This window comes from Cupriavidus oxalaticus, from assembly GCF_016894385.1.
Taxonomy (GTDB): Bacteria; Pseudomonadota; Gammaproteobacteria; order Burkholderiales; family Burkholderiaceae; genus Cupriavidus; species Cupriavidus oxalaticus.
Window position 1 is genome coordinate 1,828,136 of the sequence record NZ_CP069812.1, and the last position, 21,563, is coordinate 1,849,698.

The following is a 21,563-nucleotide window of genomic DNA, read 5'->3' on the forward strand; positions in this document are numbered from 1 at the left end:
CATGAGCATCGAAACATCAGCCAATCCCATCGGCGTCGAGGAGGAATCGACAGTTCCGGAGCTACGGACGTTCCAGACGCTCGACAGTTCGATCGGACGCATCTCGGAGAACGTCAATCTGTTTCGCGGCGACGTGACCCTCTCGCTGGCATTGCTTGCGCTTGCAAATCGCGGCGGACTCGAGGTGGATGTCAGCCTGAACTACCAGAGCGACATTGTTTGGGAGGTCAGTACATGGAATCTCGAAAGTCCGACGTCGATCGTCGGACTGGGCTGGCAACTGCCCTACGAGATGATTCAGCTCGATATCCATCACTCGGTCTCGCCATTCGACGACGCGTACTACCTCAGCAGCACGGACGGATCGCAAAGCCAGCTCCGTCTGACGTCGCAGGCCGCCGATGTGTGGACTTTCGAGGCGGAAGATTTCGACTTCTCCACCATTCTTTACTACCCGAAGAAAGAGATCTGGAAGATCACGGATACGTCCGGCCTGACTCGCATTTATGGCGCGGACGTTGCCGCGGGCGATAGCCCGGCAGCGTTGCGCAATGCGATCAAGTGGGGCGGGGCGGACGGCAACTGGACCGACAGCAGCGTCCAGCTTGGGCAAAGCAACTTCCCGATCAGCTGGAATCTTGCCCGTGTGCGCAATCAATGGGGTGACGAGATCCAGTTCGGCTACTCGCAGTTCCCCGACGATGCGATCCAGATCGGCGGCGCCGGCGGCAACTACTTTACACGCGCCTCTTATCTGACAAGGATCACCGATCCGGCGGGACGTATCGTCACGTTCAACTACGCGGCCAAGACCTACAACGACACGATCCGCGAATACGAGGCGCCGCACGTCAGTCCCAATCCGGCGGGGCCTTACGGCTTCCAGGACCGCTATGAAACGCGGTTCCTCGACAGCATCGAGGTCAGCCAGAAAACCGCAGGTGTCGTGCATGACCTGTTTACCATCCGCCTTGCCTACCTTGTTCAAAATCTCGCCGATCCGGCGACACCGGGTGATCCGCGTTACCTGTACAAGCGGTATCTCGCCGGCATTACCACGGTGAATGCCGATGGCAAGATACTGCCCGGCTTGCAGTTCACGTATTACGATGGCTCGCTGGCGACGGGGGACAATGCGGCGGTAGTCCATCGCGGCGCGATCGAGAGCATCACCTTTCCGGATGGCGGCGTTGCAACCTACAGGTACACCTGGCAGCCGGTGCGCAGTACCTCCCTCGACCGCACGATGCAGAGTTCGGATCCGGACTGGATCGCAGGCGTCCCGCGCTTCTGGTTCGCGCCAGATTATCTGGTCATCACCTACTACGACGAAGTCAACTCGAACAAGCTGACCGTTGCCGTCTACGACTGGAACGGTCAGTGGCTGGTCTCCAGGCCCGTCGTCACGAATCTTCCCTTTAGCCTCGACCTGGATTCGCTTCAGGTCAATCTGCAGGAGGAGAACTTCACGGTCTCATATCGCCTGACCGGGGCCGGCACGAACGGTGTGCTGCAAACCTACGCGGTACGCCGCGCTTTCGGCCAGTACGGACGATGGGAAGCCGTTCAGTTGGCGATGCCGGATCTGCTGGCGCCCGATGCGCCGTACCAGGTGGTAACCGGCCGTGGATTCGTTGTCGCCGCCGCCATGGGTGTCTCGGCGCTTTGCCGGTACACCTGGAATCCGCGCGCGAAGCAGTGGGTGTCCAATCCGCTTTATATCTCCACGGTACTCGCCGGCGAATGGGTGCTCGGCGCGGCCAACAACGTCTTCACGGTTTGCCAGTATCAGCCCGGCGCACCGCTGTCGTTGTCGTTCTACTACTACGATGTGGCGACGCTCGCGTGGAACGACAATCTTCCTCCGCTCGACAGTCTTCCAGCCTATGTCTGGCAGAAGGACCTGCCGAAGCTCTCCTGGAGTCTTTCCGATACCTTCGCGACGGCCACATACATCACCAGTGCGAACTCGGTTCAGGAGACCTTCAACTACGAAGTCCGCATCTATCCGTGGGATATCCATTTCCAGGCTTTGCCGTCGCCGAATCCGATCGTCGGCACGGATATTCCAGCGAGCACGCTGGAGCCGGTTGCGGTTTCGCTGGCCGACGGCAGCATGATCGGCAATGTGGGCAACCTGCGCCGGTTTGACGGCATCCACTGGAATTCCGGCACGCTCGGGCAATTCGGTTCGGGCACGGACGTTGCGCAGTTTGCGTTCGGGGACGATCTGGCGGTCGGCATCAGCTCGGTCCATGGCGTGATCGGTGTCTACAACGCCTACCAGGGCACGTTCGCGCAAGTCCCGGTCGCCGCGGGATCCGGCGGGCCGGCTGCGCCGACCATCAACGCCCCCTACGTGACGGTGCGCAACCTGATCTATCAGCAGATGCCAACCGGCGACCTCAGGTTGCTGAATGAGCAGCTGCCGCTGGATGCCGTGTCGGTCTCGAACCAGGCGCCGCTGTTTCTCGCCTATGGGCGGGCCGACGGCAGTTCCTTCGTGTGGACGATGAAGAACGGCGTGCTGGCTGCGAATCCTGTGCAAGTGCAAGGCAGCATTTTCCCGAACAACGATGGGCCGGGTACGGACCTTACCGGAGCCTTTGCCTTCGCCACGTTCGCCGGCGTGTCATTCGACACGCCCAGCAGCATTACGCTGCACCGGGTGTTGTTCCAGTCGTATCGCGGACCGATGTACAGCTTCGTGGTGTCGTCGGTCGAAGTGACGGATGGCATGGGTGTCACATCGGGCTCCGTCTTCGATTACAACCCTCCGGGGGCAACCGGAACAGTCAGTCCCTATGGCCTGTCGACACAGTTTTCCTGCGTGAAGGCAGCGATGGGCACGACCCAGGCAGGCACCGCGCCGTTCGGCTATTCGATATACCGCTACTTCGACGGCATGAGTCCGCATCCGGATTCGGATACCACCCTGTATTCGATGCTCAACGGCTTGCTGCGCGAAGTTGACGGCTACGACAGCCACGGCAATCAGGTGGCGCGTACCAGCAGAAGCTGGGACGTCGTCCGGACCGCCGTCAACGCTTCGACAGGAGCAACCGTCAATCTGATCGGCGGTTACGTACGGATGCGCCAGTCCGTGGAAACCATTTTCGACGTCAATCCGATGTCATTGCCGGCGCAGCCGCCACTGGATGTCCCCACGACGCTCATCTATAACGACGCAAACGGCCAGCCGCGCACCAAGCAGACCCAATATTACGATGGGACGCTGGGCCAGCTTGTCCAGGTTCAGGAGAGCTATACGTTCGCCTATGAGAAATATCCGGCACTGGCCGCGCCGGAAGTCAACCAGATTGCACCGTCGGTCCTCAAGACCGTCACCGTGGGCAACACCGTGACGCAGGTCGAAGCGACCACGTGGAGTACCGCCAATCCAGGTTCGGCCTGGGCACCCTACCGGCGGTACCGTGCGCTGTCGGCCAGCGCGGCCTTCACGCCGGACAACTGGAACAACACCTCCGACCCCGACCCCCTCGCATGGCGCAGGATGTGGCAGATCACCGCGCGCGACAACCGGGGGGAGATTGCCGAGTATGTGGCGACGGACGGGCGCTCCAACTCGGTGATCACCGATACCTCGCAGGAGTTGGTGCTTGCGGTGGCGGGCAACGCAAGTGTCACGAAACAGCAGGTTCTCTCTCTCGGATTCGAGGTCTACGAGGACCTGGGCGGGTGGACGCTCGCGGGTAGCGCATCCAATCTGCCAGGCGCGATCCAGGCCGAAGACTCGTTCACAGGCTCCCGCGCCCTGGTCATGGGCGGGGCCGGTGTCGCCAACTCGTCGCCGCTGGCACGGACCCTGGCCGTCACGGAGACCACGGGCGGGCAATATGTGCTCACCTGCTGGTTCAAGACGCCTGCCGGATTCGGAGCGCTTCCGGGCACCGCCAACTGGACCGTTAGCGGCACGGCAGCGGGAACCGTGACGGCAGAGGTTCCCGACACGGAAGGTGCATGGCAGACGTTTTGCGTGTTGTTCGACCTGGCGGCCAATGCGTCGCCGCAGAACATCGCGCTGACGCTGACCAATACCAAGGCGGCAGCAGTCAAAATCGACGATCTGCGTTTCTCGCCGTCCCGCGCGGGATTTACAGCGAACGTCTATAGCCCGTCGTGGCTCGTGACGACAGCCTCCATGGAGAGTTCCAGCCGGACGACGCGAACCGTGCGTGGCGACTTCGAAGAACTGCTTGCCTATATCGATGCCGAGGAATCGATCGGCACGATCACGGACGCCTATCTCTCGCGCAGGGGAAACCTCGGCAGGTTCTCGGCGGTGGATCCGAACGCCATGCTCACGATTACGCCGCGTGAGTTCGCCTTCTATCAGCGCTTCAACATCGGGGATATCTTCGAAGGGGACTGGAGCAGCACCGCCCAATCCAAATGGTCAACGGGAAGCGGGAAGCTGATCCACAGCGCTGGCGCACGAGACAGCATTTCCTATACCGGTTATCCGAAGGCCGCGGCAGGCATCAATGCCTTCGGCGCGTCGATGCGTGCAATGCCGCCAGGCGCGGTGACGGCCGCCACCGGCATCGAGATCAGCACAGGGTTCCAGATTGCATGGAGTCCGCAGACGGCGGCCTGGACGTTGACGGATAGCGCGTCGAATACCGCGGTAACGGCGAGCGTTCGCTCCTTGCTCGATGTGTCGTTTGCCACGTACGCCGCCAATCTGAACGCCAGCGTGCTGCCCAGTGATTTTCCGTCGTTCTTTTCGGCCGCCGGACTGCCGCTTGCGCCGCTGTCTACGGTCACGGCAGTCGTCGCCGATGCCCAATGGCGCGTCAGTGATGCCGTCAGCGCACTGGTCTATTACCTGGTGCGTTCGTCATCGGACAACACGAAGATTCACGTTGTGGCGTTTCCGCGGCAGTGGACGGTGGTGGTGGTGGACAAGAACATTGCGTTCTTCGCCGATGGCGGCCGCGTGTTCAGCTATCGTGCCCCGACCCCGCCGGCGCGCAGCTTCGCGCTGTTCGCGACAGACGCGATTGGCTTCGACAACGCGCTTTTTTTCGCAGGTCACGAGGTGCAGATCAGCTATCTGGATGGTGATGCCCGGATCCGGCAGGAACTGGTTGTCTCCGGCACGCAGGCGGCGCCAAATCAATGGACCGCCAAGGCCACGATCTACGATGCGCTGGGACGCGACGCCATCCATACCCAGGGCGCGACGCTGACGCCGACGGCAGCGACCTGGGGCGGCTACGAAGCAGACCTCGCGAGCTTCGACTGGACATCGATGACAATCACCGGGCTGGTGAAGACTGACAATCCGCAGTCGGGCGCCTATCCATACTGGCGCACGCGGTACGAGGACTCTCCGCTCGGACGCAAGGCTGAACTGGGTCTGCCCGGCAATGACTACGCCATCAACCCGGGCAATGTGCCCGCGCATACGGCGCGCTTCTACTATGGGCTAAACAACGGTGCACTGGGATACGCAGCGGGCAAATACACGCACGCCACCACGGTCGACCCGAATGGCACGACGGGCGTCGAGCTGGCCGACGAGCGAAAGTCGACCATCGCGAAGGCGGTGCTGACGAATCCGGGGGCTGCGAATCCGCAGTGGAGCGCTACCAGGCAACAGTTCGATGCATTCGCCAATCTCGTCACCACCACCAGTCCGATGGGATGGAGCGATACGTTCACCTATGACTATCTCGGCAACCCGATCACAGCGAACCGGGCCAATGAAGGGCAGACGCGGTCGATGTATGACTCGGCGGGGCGCCTGCGATTCCAGATGGATGCACGGGGCGCGACAGCGGCTTCGCCCTATATCAAGTACTGGAAGTACGATGCGCTCTCGCGTGTCGTCGAGGAAGGGTGCAGCATACAGACGTGGCCCGGTACGCTCCCACAACACATCGATGACCAGGGTTTTCCGGTGGCGGCACCATCCAACCAGTATGGGTACGACTTCGAAGTCAACGAGGGAAATGCGCCAGCATCGATGATCGCGGCCGGCAAGCTGACGAAGATCGTCAGTGCCAATGAGGTCGCCGTGCCGGGGACGACGGATCCATTCTCGGCGACGGAATGCCTCTATTACGATATCTGGGCAGAGGTCATCCAGCATTCGATTGCGTTTGCCGGCAACGCAATCCCGTACGTCACGAACTACTCGTTCAACTACCAAGGCGAAATCGTCGAGATTGCGTACCCGGGTCCGAGCGCGCTGACGGCCCGGTATGAGCTGGATTCGATCGGGCGTGTCACGTCGATCGGCGTCGATGGCAACCGGTGCGTCGCGTACACCTACGACCAGAACGGAAAGGCCGACACGGAAACGATGTTTTCTTCCGGTGGCCAGCAAGTGGGGGCAACGCGAACGCTGCAGTATGCGCCACCGGGGTGGCTGTCGGACACTGCCGGTACGGGGTTCACGGAAACGACGGTTTATGCACCGGCGAACGAGGGGGCGCCTGGATACTTCGATGGCTCGCCGACCCAGTCCATCACCGCGCCACGCGAATCCCGCGGTCAGACCACGGCCAGCTATACCTACGATCCACAGGGACGTGTCCAATCGGCGCAGTTCAATGCGGGGGCGGCAAGCGCCTACAACTACGACGCGAATGGCAATATCAGGCAAGTCGGGGCGGCCACCAACGCCTACCTGAGCGCGACGAAAGACCTGGTGCAGTCGACGCAGGCGCCTGGAAGCCAGCGGACGTACCAGTATGACGCCGCCGGCGAACTGAACGCCCGCATCTCCAGCGATACCCCGGACGTCGGTCTTGCGCTCTCGTGGGATGGCTTCCGCGGCCTCCCGCTGCAAGCGGTGGTTGGCCCGGCTGGCACGCAATCGACCTTGAGTATCCGCTATGGCCATCGCGGACGCCGTGTCATGAAAGCGATCGCAGCGGGTGGAAACCCGGCGAGCACGCTCTATTACCTGCGCGGTGCCGGCGACGATGCACTGGTCGAAGTCAGTTCGTCGGGGTCGGTCAGTCAGTATGTCGTCGGACCTGCCGGGCTGGTTCACTTCCGGCAGGACGGCAGCGAGTACTTCGTGTCGAGGGACCGGCTCGGCTCCGTTCGCGCGGTTCTCGATCCTTCGGCGAACCTGGTCGCCGGACTCGACTACCTGCCGTATGGATTGGACAATGGCACCGCCCTCGGCTCGAATCCGGGCCTCCTGCGCTATCGGTATCTGGCGCGCGAGCTGGAGGAGACCGGACTCTATGACTTCCGCGCCCGGCTGTACGACGCGCTGCAAGCGCGGTTCCTGTCGCCCGATCCGCAGCGGCAGTACCTCAGCCCCTACCTGTATGCGGGCAACAATCCCTTGCTGCTGTCGGACCCGAACGGCAGCTTCGCGTTTATCCCGCTGATCCTGGCGTTCCTCGCGGAGGCTGCGGAAGTCATCGAGGCAATGGCGGTGATCGGTGCAGGTGTCGGGCTCGTGACCGGTGTCGTGCAGGGCGCGGAAGCGATCGTGCAGAACGATCTCAGCGGCGCGGAGGCCGCAGGGGTATTCTTTGGCACCGTGGTGCTCAATACCATCGGCGGCGGCCTGAGCGGTGGTGCGGGCGCGGTGACGGGTGCACTGGTTGAGGGCGTCACGCTCGCCTCGGCTGCGGCGATCGCCGCGGGCGTTGTGACGCAGGCTGCGCTTGCCTCCGCCCAGTCGGCCGCACAAGCGGCACTGGTGGGTGACGATCCCGGCGACGCCGCCTGGAAGAACGCTATCGCCGGCGGGACATCGTTCCTGGCCGGGAGCCTGGTGACAGCGGGAGTCAGCACCGGGCTTGAACGGGCCGCGTTCTCGGCAACCTGGAAGGGGACCACCAAGAGCGTGATCACCGGGGCGACGTCGGGAGCGGCGGGTGGCGTGGTCGGCAGCAGCGTGACATCGGCGCTCAATGATGCAGATGCCGACGTCGCACTCTCCGACGTACTGCACGGGATTGCCTTTGGCGTGCTGGGAGGTGTCTTTCCGGAAGTGGTTGCCTACAAGCTTGAAAAGCGCAACCGCATGAACCTTCTGCTCCAGCAACGGATACAGGCCGCACAACGGCTGGAGTCCAACCTCGATCTCTACCAATTATGATCAACACCTGCGAGGCTGCCATCGACAGAGGCGTCGCGTTCCTGCGCGCACGGCAACGCGAGTGGGGCGAGTTCGCCTGCCACAAGTTCACCGATGCGCAATTGCGCGGGGAGGGGCGCCTCGATTCCTCTCCGTTCACCACGACGCTCGTGCTGCACTCGTTGAGCTTCGTCAGGCACGCCTCGCTTGACGAGATGCGATCGAAGGCGGTCGGCTTCCTGCTCGATGAACGGGAAGAGCCGGGCGTCTGGCGCTACTGGTCCTCCCGCAACTGCGCCCCCATCGACCCCGATCTCGACGACACCTGCTGCGCTTCCTTTGCACTGAGGCAGGCGGGCGTGGACGCGCAGAGGCTGACGTCCAATGTCCGCTGCATTCTTGACAACCGTCATGGCAGCGGCCTGTTCAAGACATGGCTGCGCTGCGCCGAGGCCGACAACGATGTCGACGGTGCGGTGAATGCGAATGTCCTGCTGTATCTTGGCGAGCGTCAGGAGACGATCGCGGCGCGCGATATCGTCATCGAAGCCATCCTTGCGGATCGCGAAGACGAGGCATCGTGGTACTACACCAGCCCCCTGGCCCTCTACTATATGGTGTCCAGGGCGTGCTTCCATGGCGTCACGGGCTTCCGCTCATGCCGTGATGCGGTGATTGAAAAGACAAGGGTCTACGCACGCGGTGCATCCCAGGAGCCGATGTCCGTGGCGCTTGCGCTCTGCATCTTGGCGAACTACGGTGTTCCGGACAGCGGTATTGCGGCAGGTATCCGTTTGCTCCTCCAGCAGCAGGAAGAGGAGGGGGCATGGGCGAGGTCGGCATTCTACAGAGGGCCTGAACCACCGATGGCGCATTCGGTCTGGTGGGGTTCGGAGGAACTCACCACGGCACTGTGCCTCGAGGCACTCGCACGCTCGCTGGTGGCCCGATGACCGGCACGGTGATTGCGTTCTCGGGATGCACGCCGATCCGGCGGGAGCCGATGCGATCCCTGATGCAACGCGAAGCGCGCTTTGCAGAAATGATCGAGCGGTGCGATGCGATTCTCATGGAAGAAGCCGGTTGGAGCATGCGGCAACTGTGGGAACGGGATGGCGAAGTAACAGACCTGCCGAGAAATTTTCCGCTGATGGTCGCTTTCCAGATTGGCCTGTTTGAATTGCTGGTGCATCACGGTATCCGGCCCGATGCGGTGATCGGCATGAGTTGCGGCGAGGTATCCGCTGCCTATGCCACCGGCGCGATCGGACTTCGCGACGCGTTGCGAATCGCCGTGCACGGCGGGAAGTCGATGGAGCCCGTGGCAACGCAATGCCGCATGACCCTGGTCTGGTTGCCTGCCGCGGCGTGTCGGGCAATCACGGATCGAATCAGCATCGCGGCGGTCATGGCGCCGGAACTCACGGTCATCTCCGGTTTGAAAGAGGACGTGATGTCTGCCAGTCATCGCTTGGTGCAAGGACGTGTACCCGTCCATCCTCTTCCCCTGCCGTGGGGCGTTCACACGCCGCTGCTACCGCTGCGGCATCCGCGGTTCGAGGCATCCATAGGCAAACTCGCCACCGGCCCTGCACGGTGCCGTGCGTTTTCGACTTCGGGGGGAGACTGGACGTCTTTTGATTTCAATGCCGCGCGATGGTGGCACATGTTTCGGGCGCCGGTGCTGTTCGCCCCCGGAATTCGCGCGTTTGTCGAACGGGGCATAACGACATTCATAGAAGCCGGGCCGTCTCCGACGCTCGATTCGCTGTTGCCGCGATTGGGAGCCTCGGCGGTTTCAGTTACGGATGCGTTGGCGGTGGGCTCATGACGGCAGCGCAATCGCTTCGCACGTTGCCCGAGCCTTACCTGGAGTACGCGAGACTGCGGCGAGAGATGCCGGTCTTCCATGACGCTGAAGCCGACGCCTGGATTGTCAGCCGGTTTGACGATGTCCGGACCGTACTGCGGGATCACCAGCATTTCAGCTCCCGCATCCTGGCTCAGGACAGTTTTGAAATCCGGTCGCCGGTAGATGGCTCTGTCCTGCCGAATGAGGAGACACTCCTGGCATCCGATCCCCCTCGGCATGATGCGTTGCGCATGCATGTCGGACGGCTGTTTGCACCGGAACGGCTTGCGGCGTGCGAGGCCGCTGCGCATCGCGAACTGGATCGCATTGTCGTGAGGCTCGTGCAGGGCAAACGATTCGAGATCGTGCAGGATGTCTGCGAGCCGGTCGTGGCTGCCGTGCTGGCCTCGGCCTTCGGCCTCGAATCGGGCTGGCATGCATGCGTCGCACAATGGCTGCAAGTCAGCGGCCACTGCAATGCGCGTTCCCGGCCCGCATCGCTCAAGGCAGACTTTGACGCCATGCTCGACGAGATATGGCGCGCCGCTGCGCATTGTCCCGATGCCGGCCTGGGTATTTTCATGGCGGCCTGTCGCCGTGGCGAAGTCGATGCCAGACACGTGCTGGACCTGACGGTTACGCTGTTGAAAGGCGGGGCAGATACGACGACTTACCTGGTCGGGAATGTTCTGGCGCTGCTGGCGGAACAACCTTGCCTGGTGTCCGACATACGACGCGACCCGGCGTTGATTCCCGCGCTGATCGAGGCGTCGCTGCGGCGTGATTCGCCGGTGCAACTGACGATCCGGGTGACAACAGCGGATGTCGAGCTGGACGGACACCGCATTCCCGCAAACTCGCGGGTGCTGCTTCTGCTCGGTTCCGCCAATCGGGACGAGGCAGTGTTCGGCAGCGAGGACGACATTCATCTTGGCCGGAGGGAGAAGTCCCATCTCGCATTCGGAGCGGGTCCGCATCGATGCCCGGGCGTGGCGCTGGCAAGGATGCAGGGCAGGGTGATTATTCAGGCGCTGACGACACGGCTGCCCGATTTCAGGTTGGTGCCAGGGAATGCCCGGGAGGTCGATCTCAGGGCCCTGCGTGGCTTCGAGCGCATGGAGGCGGAGTTCATGGCTTTGTCGCGGTAAACGCCGGCGGAATGGGCACCGTTGCTATTGGTTCATGTTCCGGTATAGGCAGCCGCGCGCCGCTCGGAAAACGCGGCGATGCCCTCGTGTGAATCGCGCGTCATCAACAGTTGCCGCTGGAGGGCAGATTCGTCGAGCAGCGTTGCTTCGAGCCCCGCGCCATAGCTGGCCAGCACGGCACGGCGCGCGGCCGCAACGGCAAGTGGACCGTTGCGCGCGATCTGCCGCGCTATTGCCAACGCTGCGGGCTCCAGCGCGTCGCGCGACACGAGTTCGGTCACAAGCCCATGGCCAAGCGCGAAGTCCGCGTCAAACGTATCGCCGGTCAGGATCATCCGCAGGGCCACGCCAAGGCCCGCTACCTTTGCGAGCCGCTGCGTGCCGCCGCCCCCCGGCAGAATGCCAAGGCGCACCTCGGGTAGCCCGAAGCGCGATTCGGGCGTGGCGATGCGGATATCGCACGCAAGCGCCAATTCGAGGCCCCCCGCCACGCAGAAGCCGTCGATCGCGGCTATCGTCGGCTTGGCGAGGTCGTTCGCGCCAGTCATCCCGCCAAAGCTGATCACTGATGTGGGGGCATCGCTGGCGGCGAGCTGGCGCCGGTATGGCAGGTAGTCCCCGATATCGGCGCCCGTGCAGAATGCGCGTCCGCCCGCGCCTGAGAGAATGGCGACCTTCAGTTGCGGATCGCCGTTGTAGCGCCGCCAGGCGCTGGCCAGTGCCTCGTCGTGCTCGACGTCCAGCGAATTGTGGCGCTCAGGCCGATCGATGACGATATGGGCGATGGTGTTGTCGATGATATTGAAAACGATGGACATGGGCTTGCGCTCCAAAAGGAGAAGGTGTGTGGTCTTGCCCGCCGCAGGCCAACAGTCGAAACGGGGATGACATGGCCATCTCCTTCTGTCTGCATCGGAAGCAAGCACTTTACCGAAAACGTTATCGTAAATGTGAGTCCGTATTTTCCCTGATGCTTTTGTCGTCTGTATTGACTAACGCCGTCTGGCCGCCTACTGTACAGTCGCTCTGACCGAAAACGATTTCGATGCGAGGTGAATAATGAGACGTCTGAAGCTGTTGTGTGTAGTAACGATGTGCCTTGCGGGAAGCGCCGGCGCCCAAACCGCATGGCCGACCAAACCGGTGCGGCTGGTGGTGCCCTACGCTGCGGGCGGGCCCGTGGACAACCTGGCCCGCGCCTTGTCGGCGCAGTTGTCGCAGGTGTGGGGCCAACCGGTGGTCGTTGACAACCGGCCAGGCGGCAACGAGGTGATAGGTGCCGCGGCCGTGGCCAAGGCGTCTGGCGACGGCTATACGCTGCTGCTGGCTACCGATGCTGCGGCGACGCTGAACCTGTACGTGTTCCGGAAGCTGCCCTACGATCCTGTCAAGGAACTTGCGCCGATCACGCGCGTAGCCATGGCCAACATGGCGATTGCCGTGTCGAACACGCTGCCCGTCACGGACCTGCGCAGCTTCGTGGCCTATGTCAAGACGCATCCCGGGCAGGTCAGCTACGGCTCGGCAGGTGTCGGCAATGGCACGCACCTGTCCCTGGCGTGGTTTGCGAAGGAGAGCGGGATCGAGATGGTCCATGTGCCGTACAAGGGCCTCGCGCCGGCGCTGCAGGATGTGATGGCCGGCACGATCCAGATGACCATCGGTGCCGGCTCCGTGGTGGGGCCGTTTGCGCAAAGCGGCAAGGTCAGGGCGCTGGCCATCAGCGGGAAGAGCCGTGCCTCGATCCTGCCCAATGTGCCAACGTTCGCCGAGGCCGGCTTTCCGAAGTTTGACGCGAGCTTTCCGTTCAGCCTGCTGGCGCCCGGCAATACCCCCGAGGCGCTGCGCCAGAAGATATATGCCGATGTGAAGAAAGTCGTCATGACCGAGCAGTTTCGGCGCGAGAATCTGGAGAAGTACGCCCTCGACCCGGTACTCGACTCGCCCCAGGAATTCGCCAAAGCCCTGGTCAAGGACCGCGCGCTTGCCGCAGAAAAGGTGAAGGCTTCCGGCGCGCAGCTCGACTAGGAACTGATCAAGCCTGAAGGCCGATACTGAACGACTACGGCGCATCCCTCTGGACGGAGGCATGCGCCGCTTCATGACTTTTTAACCGACATCCCCATGGAAGACGACGTTTATTTCTTTCGCCCCGATGCAGGGCATGGCTTGCCGCATGACCCGTTCAAGGCCATCGTTGCGCCGCGGATCATCGGCTGGATTTCGAGCCTCGATGGCTCAGACAACGCCAACCTCGCGCCCTACAGCTTCTGCTCGGCCATGTGCTCGAAGCCTTATGTCATCGCGTTTTCGAGCGAGGGCTACAAGGACAGCGTCCGGAACATCGAAGCGACGCGCGAGTTCGCGTGGAATTTCGTCAGCCGCGAGCTGGCCGAGCAAATGAACGCCACGTCAGAACCCGTAAAGCACGGTGTCGATGAGTTCAGGCTGGCCGGCATCGAATCATCGCCGGGACAGGCGATACAGGTTCCCCATGTGGCGGCCTCGCCCGCCGTCATGGAATGCCGGCTGCTAAATGTGCTGGAACTCAAGAACCTCGACGGCGCATCCACCGACCATTGGGTCGTCTTCGGCCAGGTCGTCGGCGTCCATATTCGGCGCAAGTACCTGCGCGACGGACTGTTTGACACCTTCCTCGCTGATCCGGTGCTGCGTGCAGGCTATCGGGCCGATTACATGCATGGCGGAAAGCGGATCGAACTCTACCGGCCGTCCTGAGCGGATTCCTGCATAGGAAAAGGCTCATCGTCTCGCGACGGTGAGCCTTTCTTCTTCTGCGAAGCGGCTGTTGTTGGTTGCGCCGCTAATGTGCGCGTTTCAACTGTGCCCGATACCTGGCGTGACGATGCCTGACGGTCCAGACCAGCGCCCGCAGCACCGATGAACCCGACGTGCGGAGCACCTCGGTGCAACGTTCGAGGACCGATTCATCGGGAAAGGCGCGCAGTTCTGCGGCACTGCCCAGCACAACCGCGATTTCCGGCAGCGACTGGGTGGCGATGGCATTGCGCAGCAGGCGGTCCAGCTGTTGCTGCACCGCCTGGTCCAGATCGTCTTCGCCCCGCGCATGTGTGGTGACATCCCTCACGCAAGCGCGTATCCGATGCAGCAGTTCGCTGGTGGACAGCATATCGCGAGGATGAGCGGGCGGGACGTTGAGCATTCAAATACCTCTTGCCCGGCAACCGATGAAAAGGTCAGCTTTGGTCCGCGGGCCGCAGATGCGCGCCAGCCTCGTGCTCGATGCGCAGGTACAGCGTTTCAGCCATTGGCTGGCGCATCTCCTCGAGGATATGGCCCACCAGGCCCACCGATCGGGCGGCCACGGCCAGACCGCGGCAGATCCTCCACGAGATGCCCATCTCCGACGCCACGGCGGCCATTGCACCTGTGACGTTGACGGGCAGGGCGCGGTTGGCCTGCCTCTCCGCCTCCCTTCCCAAGGCCTCCATCAGCCGGATATAGGGACCGTCGAAGCCGGTTTCCCTGGCCACCTTGAACAGCGCCGGCGTGCGTGGATCGATCGGCTTGTGGAACGGGTGGCCGATGCCGGGAATGATTTCCTTGCGGCTGCGATAACTTGCGACGATCTCGCTGGCCAGCGCGCTGATATCGAGGTCGGCATCGTTGCCTTCGGGCAGCGATTCCTGGAGCAGCCGCGCAGCATTGTCAAGCGAGCCCACGAACACGGATCCAAGCCCGAGCAGGCCGGCTGCCACGGCGGCCTGGACCGATTCGGGAGCGCCGCAGTACGTCATGCGCGTGGCCAGCGAAGACGGCGTGATGCCGTGCTCAACAAGGATCACCATCATCGCGTTGAACATGCGCAGCTCGTTCTGTTCCGGCATGCGGCCGAAGATCTGCAGGAACGCCATCTGTCCGAAGTCGAGCTTGCCGACGATGTCTTCGCAGAGGTCGAGCCCGTGGATCACCACCTGCTTTGGCGTGGCCCAGGCGATGTCGGATCGGATTTCTTTCTGTTTCATGATGTCTTCCTTGTGTTGTCTTGGGGAGCGGATGCGGTTTGCAGATGTCCCTTGGCGATATCGCGCAGCACGTGCTTAAGAATCTTGACGCCGTTAGGGCCATCGACCTGCGGGAAGCTATCGAGCGCGACGATGCGGCGCGGTACCTTGAACCCGGCGATGCCGCGCTTGCAGAAGTCGAGCAGTTCGGCCTCGCTTGCGTGTCCTTGTCCAGTGCGGATGAAGGCCACAGCAACATCGCCTTCGCCTTCCTGGTGCACGCCCACCACCTGCGCGGCAGCCACTGCAGGATGCGTGACCAGGAATTCCTCGATCTCGACCGGATCTACGAGATAGCCTCGCAGCCTCAGCGTGTCCTTGAGTCGCGACAGGTATTGGAACGCGCCGCCTTGCGCGCGTGCCAGGTCGCCGGTGCGCAGCCAGCCATCCGCCGTGAAAGCATCGGCCGTGGCGGACGGATTGTTCAGGTAGCCGGCCATGGCGTTGTAGCCGCGCAGCTGCAGTTCGCCCTGTTCACCGTCGGCGAGCGGTTCGCCGGTCACCGGATCGGCAATGCGGAACGAGATATCCGGCGAAACGGGCAGGCCGCCGGCCAGCCGCCGCTCCTCGGCATCCGTATCAACATCGCGCAGGGCAGCGAGGGCGAAGCACTCGGACATGCCATAGATCGCCGTCAGCGGGACGTTCCAGTCAGCCCATGCTTTCTGGGTGATGCGACTGCCGAGTCCGGCAAACTCGGCGAAACCGCCACGGCGCCAGCTGGCGAGATTGCGGCCCGGTACACCAAGTACCATATCTAGCATTGCGTCCGAACCGTAGAAATGCGTCACTTCGTGCCGTTCGATCGCCTCCGCCGCGGCTTGCGCCTTGAACACGGGCAGGAACACGCAGGCAGCGCCGGCTGCCAGGGTTGAGATTGCAAGCACGAAGCCCATCACGCCATAAAGCGGCAACGCGCAGAGCGTGGCATCGCCGGGCTGCATGTCCGTGGCCCGGGCGACGTTGAGCGCGTGTGTCACGATGCCGGCCTGGGTATGCATTGCGAGTTTCGGCTTCCCCGTGGTGCCCGACGTGCTGAACGTACACCATGGATCGGTGCCATCGCCGGTGCCATCGCCGACTTCGCGCGGTGCGAAGGTGCCCCACATGAACTCGCCGCTGACAGGCACGTCGATCACATGCCTCACGGCGGCCACCGATTCCTGGATGGCCTGTGCCGCCTCCACGTAATCGAACTCGAGGAACCGCGTCGGCACCACGAGCATCCGGGCCTGCGCCGTATTGACGATGTGCAGTGCTTCGGCCGTCCGCAGCCGCGTGCTCACAGGCACCACGAGCACGCCCAGCTGCGCCGCTCCGAACAGTAGCTGCAGCCAGATCGCGCCATCTGGCAGCCATACCGCCACGGTGTCGCCCCGGCGCAGGCCCATCTCCCAGAGGAAGCTGGCAGCTTGTTGCGATGCGGTGTTAAGTTCGAGCCGGCTGACCGCTTTCCCGGCTTGGTAGAACGCCGGAAGGTGAGGGTCGTGTGCGTCCAGGATCTGCTGATGCATGTCGACGCCCCTCACTGCGCCAGCGCGGCGCGCGCAATCTGCAACCGCTGCATCTCCGAGGTGCCCTCGCCGATACGGAAGGCCCGAGCATCGCGGTAGAAGCGCTCGACCGGCAATTCGCACATATAGCCCATGCCGCCGAAGATCTGCAGCACGCGGTCGGTCACGCGGCAGCCCATCTCGCTGGCAAACAGCTTGGCGCGCGAAGCGGCGATGCGCGCGGTGGCGTCGCCGACATCGATCAGTTCGGCGGCTCGGCCGATCAGCAGCCGCGCGGATTCGATATCGACATCGTTATCGGCGATCATGAACTGGATGCCCTGGTGCTGGCCAATCTGGCTGCCGAACGCCTTGCGCTCGTTGGCGTATTCACACGCCATGGCCTGCGCGCGCGAGGCCAGGCCTAGCGAACGGCTGGCCGACAGCAGGCGGTCCTGGTTGATCGAGCTCATCATGCCGAGGAAGCCGGCATTCGGCGCGCCGAGCACGTCATCGTCCGGAACGAAGCAGTCTTCGAGCGTGAAGCCGTTCAGGTGGTAACCGCGCCAGCCCATCTTCTTGTACCGTGTCATGCCGACCAGGCCGGGGTTGCCCTGGCGGACGATGAACGTGCCAAAGCGGTCCTTCAGCGAAGCGGCGGGGTCCGTCACCGCCAGGACGATGATGTAGTTGGCCGTCTCGGCATGGGAAATGAAATGCTTGCTGCCAGTGAGCTTCCAGCCGCCCGGCACCTTGACCGCGCGTGTCTTCAGCCCCCCAAGGTCGGAGCCGGCATTCGGCTCGGTCAGGGCATAAGTGATCGTCTTCCGGCCCGCCAGGATATCGGGTAGGAAGGTCTCGCGCCGCGCCGCATCGACCTGCGTCAGCTGCAGCGGCAGATGTCCGAAGACTTCACTCAACGGCACCGACGTGTAAGTCAGTTCTTCCAGGACGACGACTTTGGCCGCCGCCGAAAGGCCCGGTCCGCCAATCGACCCTGGCAAATTGAAGCCATAGAGACCGAGCTCGGCCACTTCAGCGCGCAACTGTGCAAGCAGGCCGGGATCGACGTCGTCGTCGGTCTCGATCTGCTGCTCGAGCGGTACCAGGCGCTGGCGCACGAAGCGCCGGGCTGTCTCACGAATCATCGACAGTTCAGGATCTTGGGAAGAGTGATACATGTGTGCTCCTCGCTGGGTTCGTATGGAAATCCGGCAAACGTTCGAAAACGTTTTCGATAAGACTAGGGCTTGCGCAAGGTTAAGTCAAGAGCCAAGGAAAGAAGTGGCGGAAAACGGTTTCGCGGTGGCGTACTCACATACCGCGCTGTGAGCGATAATGTCGCGCAAAGCACCCGAGGGAACGCAATTGGACATCAAGGAATTTGCCGCTCACCTGAAGCTGTCGGTAAGCACCGTTTCGAAGGCTATCAACGGACGCGCCGACGTAAGCCGCGATACCCGCGAGCGCGTGTTGAAAGCCGCGGCGGAGCTTGGGTTCAGTCCTGATCCGGCAGGGCGGCGGCTGCGGCGGCAGTCATCGGACACGATCGGCTTCGTGATCTCGGCGCCTCAGACCCAGTTCGCGCATCCGTTCTTCCTCAACATGCTCGCGGGCATCGACGAGGCACTCGATGGCACGAATTTCCAGGTCATCATTGCATCCGGACGGACCGTGGAGACCGAAATCGATGTCTTCAGGCGGCTCGTCGAGAAACAGCGTGTGGATGGATTGCTCTTTGGCCGTACCCGTCGCAAGGACGCTCGTATCGAATACTTGCTGGAGCGGGACATTCCATTCGTGGCGTATGGCCGCAGCGAAAGTTCGCAGGACTTTCCATTCGTCGACATCGACCACACGGTCGTGGGCCGTGATGGTTGCGCCCGCTTTATCGCGCTGGGCCACCGCCGCATCGCGCTGATCCACTCGCCCGAATTCCTGATGTTCAGCTACTTCGAGCGGCTTGGCTACGAGCAGGCGCTGCGCGCGGCGGATATCGAAGTCGATTCCGCATTGTGTGTCGAGGAAGCGATGACGGAAGAGGGCGGACTGCGCGCCGCGCGCCGACTGCTGGCGCTGCCTAAGCCGCCCACGGCTATCGTCTGCGGCCATGACATGGTGGCGGTCGGCGCGATGCGCGCGATCGCCGAGGCCGGCAAGGTGGCAGGGCAGGATATCGGCGTGATCGGCGGTGACGATCATCCCGTGGGCCGCCTGATCACGCCGGCGCTGACCACGTTTTCGGCCGAAACTTACCGTGTGGGCAAGCGTATGGTGGAGATGCTGCTGGCCCGTTTCGATGGCGCCGACCCAAAGACCTTGCAAGAGGTCTGGACGCCCGAGTTGATCTTGCGCTCCTCTGACGGTCCGCCTCGGACGCGTTGACACCATAACGCTGCACCAAGGCGCTGCACCAAGGCGCTGCACCAAGGAGCACACGCGTCGCTTGTGCTTTGCCGAGGCCCGTGCTACCTTATTTTCGAAAACGTTTTCGATATCTTTTGAGACGAAAAGGAGGCACTGAAGTGGCTGACAACACATTTATGGGCGAAGGCACACCCGCGCGGTTTGCCACCCGCCTGAAGCTGCGCAACCAGGACACCGACCAGTTCCGGCACGTCAACAACGCGGCCATCGCAACATTCTTCGAAGAAGCACGGATGGCCATCTTTATGCAGGACACGCTGGCTGATTGCATGGAAGACAGGCACGTCGTCGTCGCACATCTGGCCATCGACTTCATTGCGGAAATCTTTTACCCCGGCGAGATTGATGTCATGACCACGCCGATCCGCACCGGCAATACGTCATTCGAGCTGACCCAGGCACTCTACGCAGGCGGAAATCTTTGCGCGCGCAGCAGCGCGACGTGTGTGCTGATGGACTCGAAGCAGGGCCGGCCCACGCGCCTGCCCGACCCGCTTCGCCAGCAACTCGTGCCGCCCGTGCCTTCCGCCTGCTGCGACGCGTCCTGATAACCGTCCGGAGATCCGATATGGAAATCTTCACAACCCTGACCCTCGAACTCCGTGATGGCATTGCAATCGTCACTCTGAATGACGCGCCGCGCCGCAATGCGCTGTCGCGATGCATGGTCGGCGAGCTGTTCGCGGCCATCGACCAGAGCCGGGCGCTCGGCGCCCGGGCACTGGTGATCGCTGCTAACGGCCCGACGTTCTGCGCGGGCGCCAATATCGACGACCTGCGCGACGGATGGATGGAAAGGGCCGACCCCCGCACGGATCCCGCGTTACTGTTCCGCAGGCTCGTGGAAGATGACCGCGTCGTCGTCGCAGCGGTGCAGGGGCCTGCGGTGGGCGGCGGCTTCGAGCTGACGCTGTCGTGCGATCTTGTCATTGCGGAAGAGGGCGCCTGGTTTGCGCTGCCCGAAGTCACGCGCGGCGTGATTCCCAATACCGGCCTGGCGCTGCTGCCGCGGGTAGTGGGCACACGGCAGGCGCTGCAGCTGGTGCTGACCGCACGGCGCGTATCGGCTGTGGAGGCGCTGCAGCGCGGTCTCGTCAATGAAGTGGTCGGCAAAGGTACGTCGCTTGAGCGCGCCATTGCGCTGGCGCGGGCGATCGTCGGCAGTGCGCCGCCGGGTGCGCTGATCGCGGCCAAGCGCCATCTGCACGCCCATGCCGGTCCCGACTGGAAACGGGTGGTGAATTCGGTAACGGACGTGCCGCGCGCCGAATGGCAGGAAGGGCTTGACGCCTTCACCGAAAAACGCAAGACCGATTTCGAGCCGCTGTGGCAGGACCATCAGTGCCGCATGGGCCGCGTGGAGCAGTCGTCATGATCGAATATATCAACCACGCCAGCGCGCCATTGCCTAGGGGTCATTATTCGCAGGCCGTGAAGGCCAATGGTTTCATATTCGTGTCAGGCCAGCTGCCGATCCTGCCTGGCGATGATCTCAGAATTCCACCGGGGCTCGACGCACAGGTACTGCAGGTCTTCGAGAACATCGATGCCGTATTGCGTGCCTCGGGCAGTGCCATGGCGAAGCTAGTCAGTGTGCAGATCTTCTTGGCCGACATCGCGAACTGGCCGCGTGTCAACGAGCTGTATTCCCGCTTCCTCGGCGATGGCCCTGCGCCGGCCAGAACAGTCGTCCCTTGCCCGGCGCTGCACTATGGCGCCGAACTTGAGGTGAATGCCGTGGCGGTGGCGTGAGGCTGTCGTCTTCAAGATGGTGCTCCTCCGTGGAGCTCTTGGCCATCCCGTAAGGGATGGTTTTTTTGATGCTTCGACGAATTGCGGGGAAGGTATTTCTCATCACGGTAGCCACGAGTCCCGCGTAATGACGGGTTGCCCTGTTGCTACTGCCAATCTCAAGCAAGCGACTCGGGTGCAATGCGAAAGCCCGTTTACACTTGGCATAGGGTTGTCGGCTATTTCTTGCTTCAGTGAACTTGCTGGCCTGGTGACAACCAATAGGGGATTGCCATGACAAGCACAAGGGTTCCGCAGCAAGACATGAACGTCACGAGACTGCTTCCGAATATATGCACTGACCTTATGACGGAAACCCGTGATTTCTACGCAGAGTTGCTTGGATTCGTGGTCGGATTCGAGCACCAGGGTTGGTATATTCAAATGGCGTCGCCGATTCATCCTCAGCTTCAGATCGGCATCGTGCGCCGTGACCATGCGTTTACGCCCACAGCATTCCAACACCCCTCACAAGGTGTCATCATCTCTGTGCAGGTAAAGAACGTCGATGCCGCCTACACCGACGCGCTCAAGCGCGGTTTTCCCATCGCACAGGAATTGCGCGATGAAGACTTCGGCATGCGGCGTTTCATGGTGCCCGATCCGAATGGCTTGCTGGTCAACATTTTTTCATTTCCCTGAGCCGGCAGCAGGGTTTCGGTCCCGACATGGGCTGAGCCGCTGGGGTATGGGCCGCAATGCCGACTGAGGCCACCCTGTAGAATCGGCTAC

Annotated in this window: 16 protein-coding genes; 11 read left to right on the forward strand and 5 right to left on the reverse strand. The window is 62.5% G+C overall.

Annotation, left to right across the window (positions count from 1 at the left end):
• The first annotated feature begins 1 nt into the window (after nt 1).
• From JTE92_RS20865 to JTE92_RS20880, 4 genes are read left to right on the forward strand one after another with little or no spacing between them, the layout of a single operon-like run.
• Nucleotides 2–8,095, forward strand: a complete 8,094-nt coding sequence (locus JTE92_RS20865; protein WP_063238841.1) for an RHS repeat domain-containing protein — start codon at nt 2–4, stop codon at nt 8,093–8,095.
• Entirely contained in the window at nt 8,092–9,027 is a 936-nt protein-coding gene (locus JTE92_RS20870) for a prenyltransferase/squalene oxidase repeat-containing protein (protein ID WP_063238840.1), read from the forward strand. Before JTE92_RS20865 ends, JTE92_RS20870 begins: the two co-directional genes overlap by 4 nt.
• Nucleotides 9,024–9,905 carry an acyltransferase domain-containing protein gene (locus JTE92_RS20875; RefSeq protein WP_063238839.1) on the forward strand — a complete coding sequence of 294 codons (882 nt, stop codon included), beginning with the start codon at nt 9,024–9,026 and terminating at the stop codon, nt 9,903–9,905. The genes JTE92_RS20870 and JTE92_RS20875 overlap by 4 nt, the downstream gene beginning before the upstream one ends.
• Complete coding sequence (locus JTE92_RS20880) at nt 9,902–11,074, forward strand: cytochrome P450 (protein ID WP_063238838.1); 1,173 nt, start codon at nt 9,902–9,904, stop codon at nt 11,072–11,074. The genes JTE92_RS20875 and JTE92_RS20880 overlap by 4 nt, the downstream gene beginning before the upstream one ends.
• Nucleotides 11,075–11,106: 32 nt before the next feature.
• Here JTE92_RS20880 and JTE92_RS20885 read toward each other — a convergent pair whose 3' ends face one another.
• Nucleotides 11,107–11,892, reverse strand: a complete 786-nt coding sequence (locus tag JTE92_RS20885) for an enoyl-CoA hydratase/isomerase family protein (RefSeq protein ID WP_084254549.1) — start codon at nt 11,890–11,892, stop codon at nt 11,107–11,109.
• 241 nt (nt 11,893–12,133) lie between these two features.
• Between JTE92_RS20885 and JTE92_RS20890 the strand changes: the two genes are divergently transcribed.
• The gene (locus JTE92_RS20890; RefSeq protein WP_084254548.1) at nt 12,134–13,102 is read left to right on the forward strand and encodes a Bug family tripartite tricarboxylate transporter substrate binding protein; all 969 of its coding nucleotides are present in this window, start codon (nt 12,134–12,136) and stop codon (nt 13,100–13,102) included.
• Nucleotides 13,103–13,198: 96 nt separating this feature from the next.
• Nucleotides 13,199–13,813: a flavin reductase family protein gene (locus JTE92_RS20895; RefSeq protein ID WP_063238836.1), complete on the forward strand. Its 615-nt coding sequence runs from the start codon at nt 13,199–13,201 to the stop codon at nt 13,811–13,813.
• An 85-nt stretch (nt 13,814–13,898) separates the two neighbouring features.
• On the opposite strand, the gene JTE92_RS20900 is transcribed toward JTE92_RS20895, so the two are convergent.
• From JTE92_RS20900 to JTE92_RS20915, 4 genes are read right to left on the reverse strand one after another with little or no spacing between them, the layout of a single operon-like run.
• Nucleotides 13,899–14,258, reverse strand: a complete 360-nt coding sequence (locus JTE92_RS20900) for a hypothetical protein (protein ID WP_147318568.1) — start codon at nt 14,256–14,258, stop codon at nt 13,899–13,901.
• Between the two features lie 34 nt (nt 14,259–14,292).
• The gene (locus tag JTE92_RS20905) at nt 14,293–15,081 is read right to left on the reverse strand and encodes a citryl-CoA lyase (RefSeq protein WP_063238834.1); all 789 of its coding nucleotides are present in this window, start codon (nt 15,079–15,081) and stop codon (nt 14,293–14,295) included.
• Entirely contained in the window at nt 15,078–16,634 is a 1,557-nt protein-coding gene (locus JTE92_RS20910) for an AMP-binding protein (protein WP_063238833.1), read from the reverse strand. Before JTE92_RS20910 ends, JTE92_RS20905 begins: the two co-directional genes overlap by 4 nt.
• Before the next feature lie 11 nt (nt 16,635–16,645).
• Nucleotides 16,646–17,794 carry an acyl-CoA dehydrogenase family protein gene (locus tag JTE92_RS20915; protein ID WP_063238832.1) on the reverse strand — a complete coding sequence of 383 codons (1,149 nt, stop codon included), beginning with the start codon at nt 17,792–17,794 and terminating at the stop codon, nt 16,646–16,648.
• Between the two features lie 187 nt (nt 17,795–17,981).
• Here JTE92_RS20915 and JTE92_RS20920 point away from each other — a divergent pair, with 187 nt between their 5' ends.
• The 5 genes from JTE92_RS20920 to JTE92_RS20940 all read left to right on the forward strand — a co-directional run bounded on the left by JTE92_RS20920 (nt 17,982) and on the right by JTE92_RS20940 (nt 21,473).
• Nucleotides 17,982–18,998 carry a LacI family DNA-binding transcriptional regulator gene (locus tag JTE92_RS20920; protein WP_063238831.1) on the forward strand — a complete coding sequence of 339 codons (1,017 nt, stop codon included), beginning with the start codon at nt 17,982–17,984 and terminating at the stop codon, nt 18,996–18,998.
• A 140-nt stretch (nt 18,999–19,138) separates the two neighbouring features.
• Nucleotides 19,139–19,588: an acyl-CoA thioesterase gene (locus tag JTE92_RS20925; RefSeq protein WP_147318569.1), complete on the forward strand. Its 450-nt coding sequence runs from the start codon at nt 19,139–19,141 to the stop codon at nt 19,586–19,588.
• Between the two features lie 20 nt (nt 19,589–19,608).
• Nucleotides 19,609–20,415, forward strand: coding sequence for an enoyl-CoA hydratase/isomerase family protein (locus JTE92_RS20930; RefSeq protein ID WP_063238829.1), 807 nt, complete (start codon nt 19,609–19,611; stop codon nt 20,413–20,415).
• The gene (locus JTE92_RS20935) at nt 20,412–20,792 is read left to right on the forward strand and encodes a RidA family protein (RefSeq protein WP_063238828.1); all 381 of its coding nucleotides are present in this window, start codon (nt 20,412–20,414) and stop codon (nt 20,790–20,792) included. The genes JTE92_RS20930 and JTE92_RS20935 overlap by 4 nt, the downstream gene beginning before the upstream one ends.
• Before the next feature lie 345 nt (nt 20,793–21,137).
• Nucleotides 21,138–21,473: a VOC family protein gene (locus tag JTE92_RS20940; protein WP_169834808.1), complete on the forward strand. Its 336-nt coding sequence runs from the start codon at nt 21,138–21,140 to the stop codon at nt 21,471–21,473.
• Nucleotides 21,474–21,563: the final 90 nt, after the last annotated feature.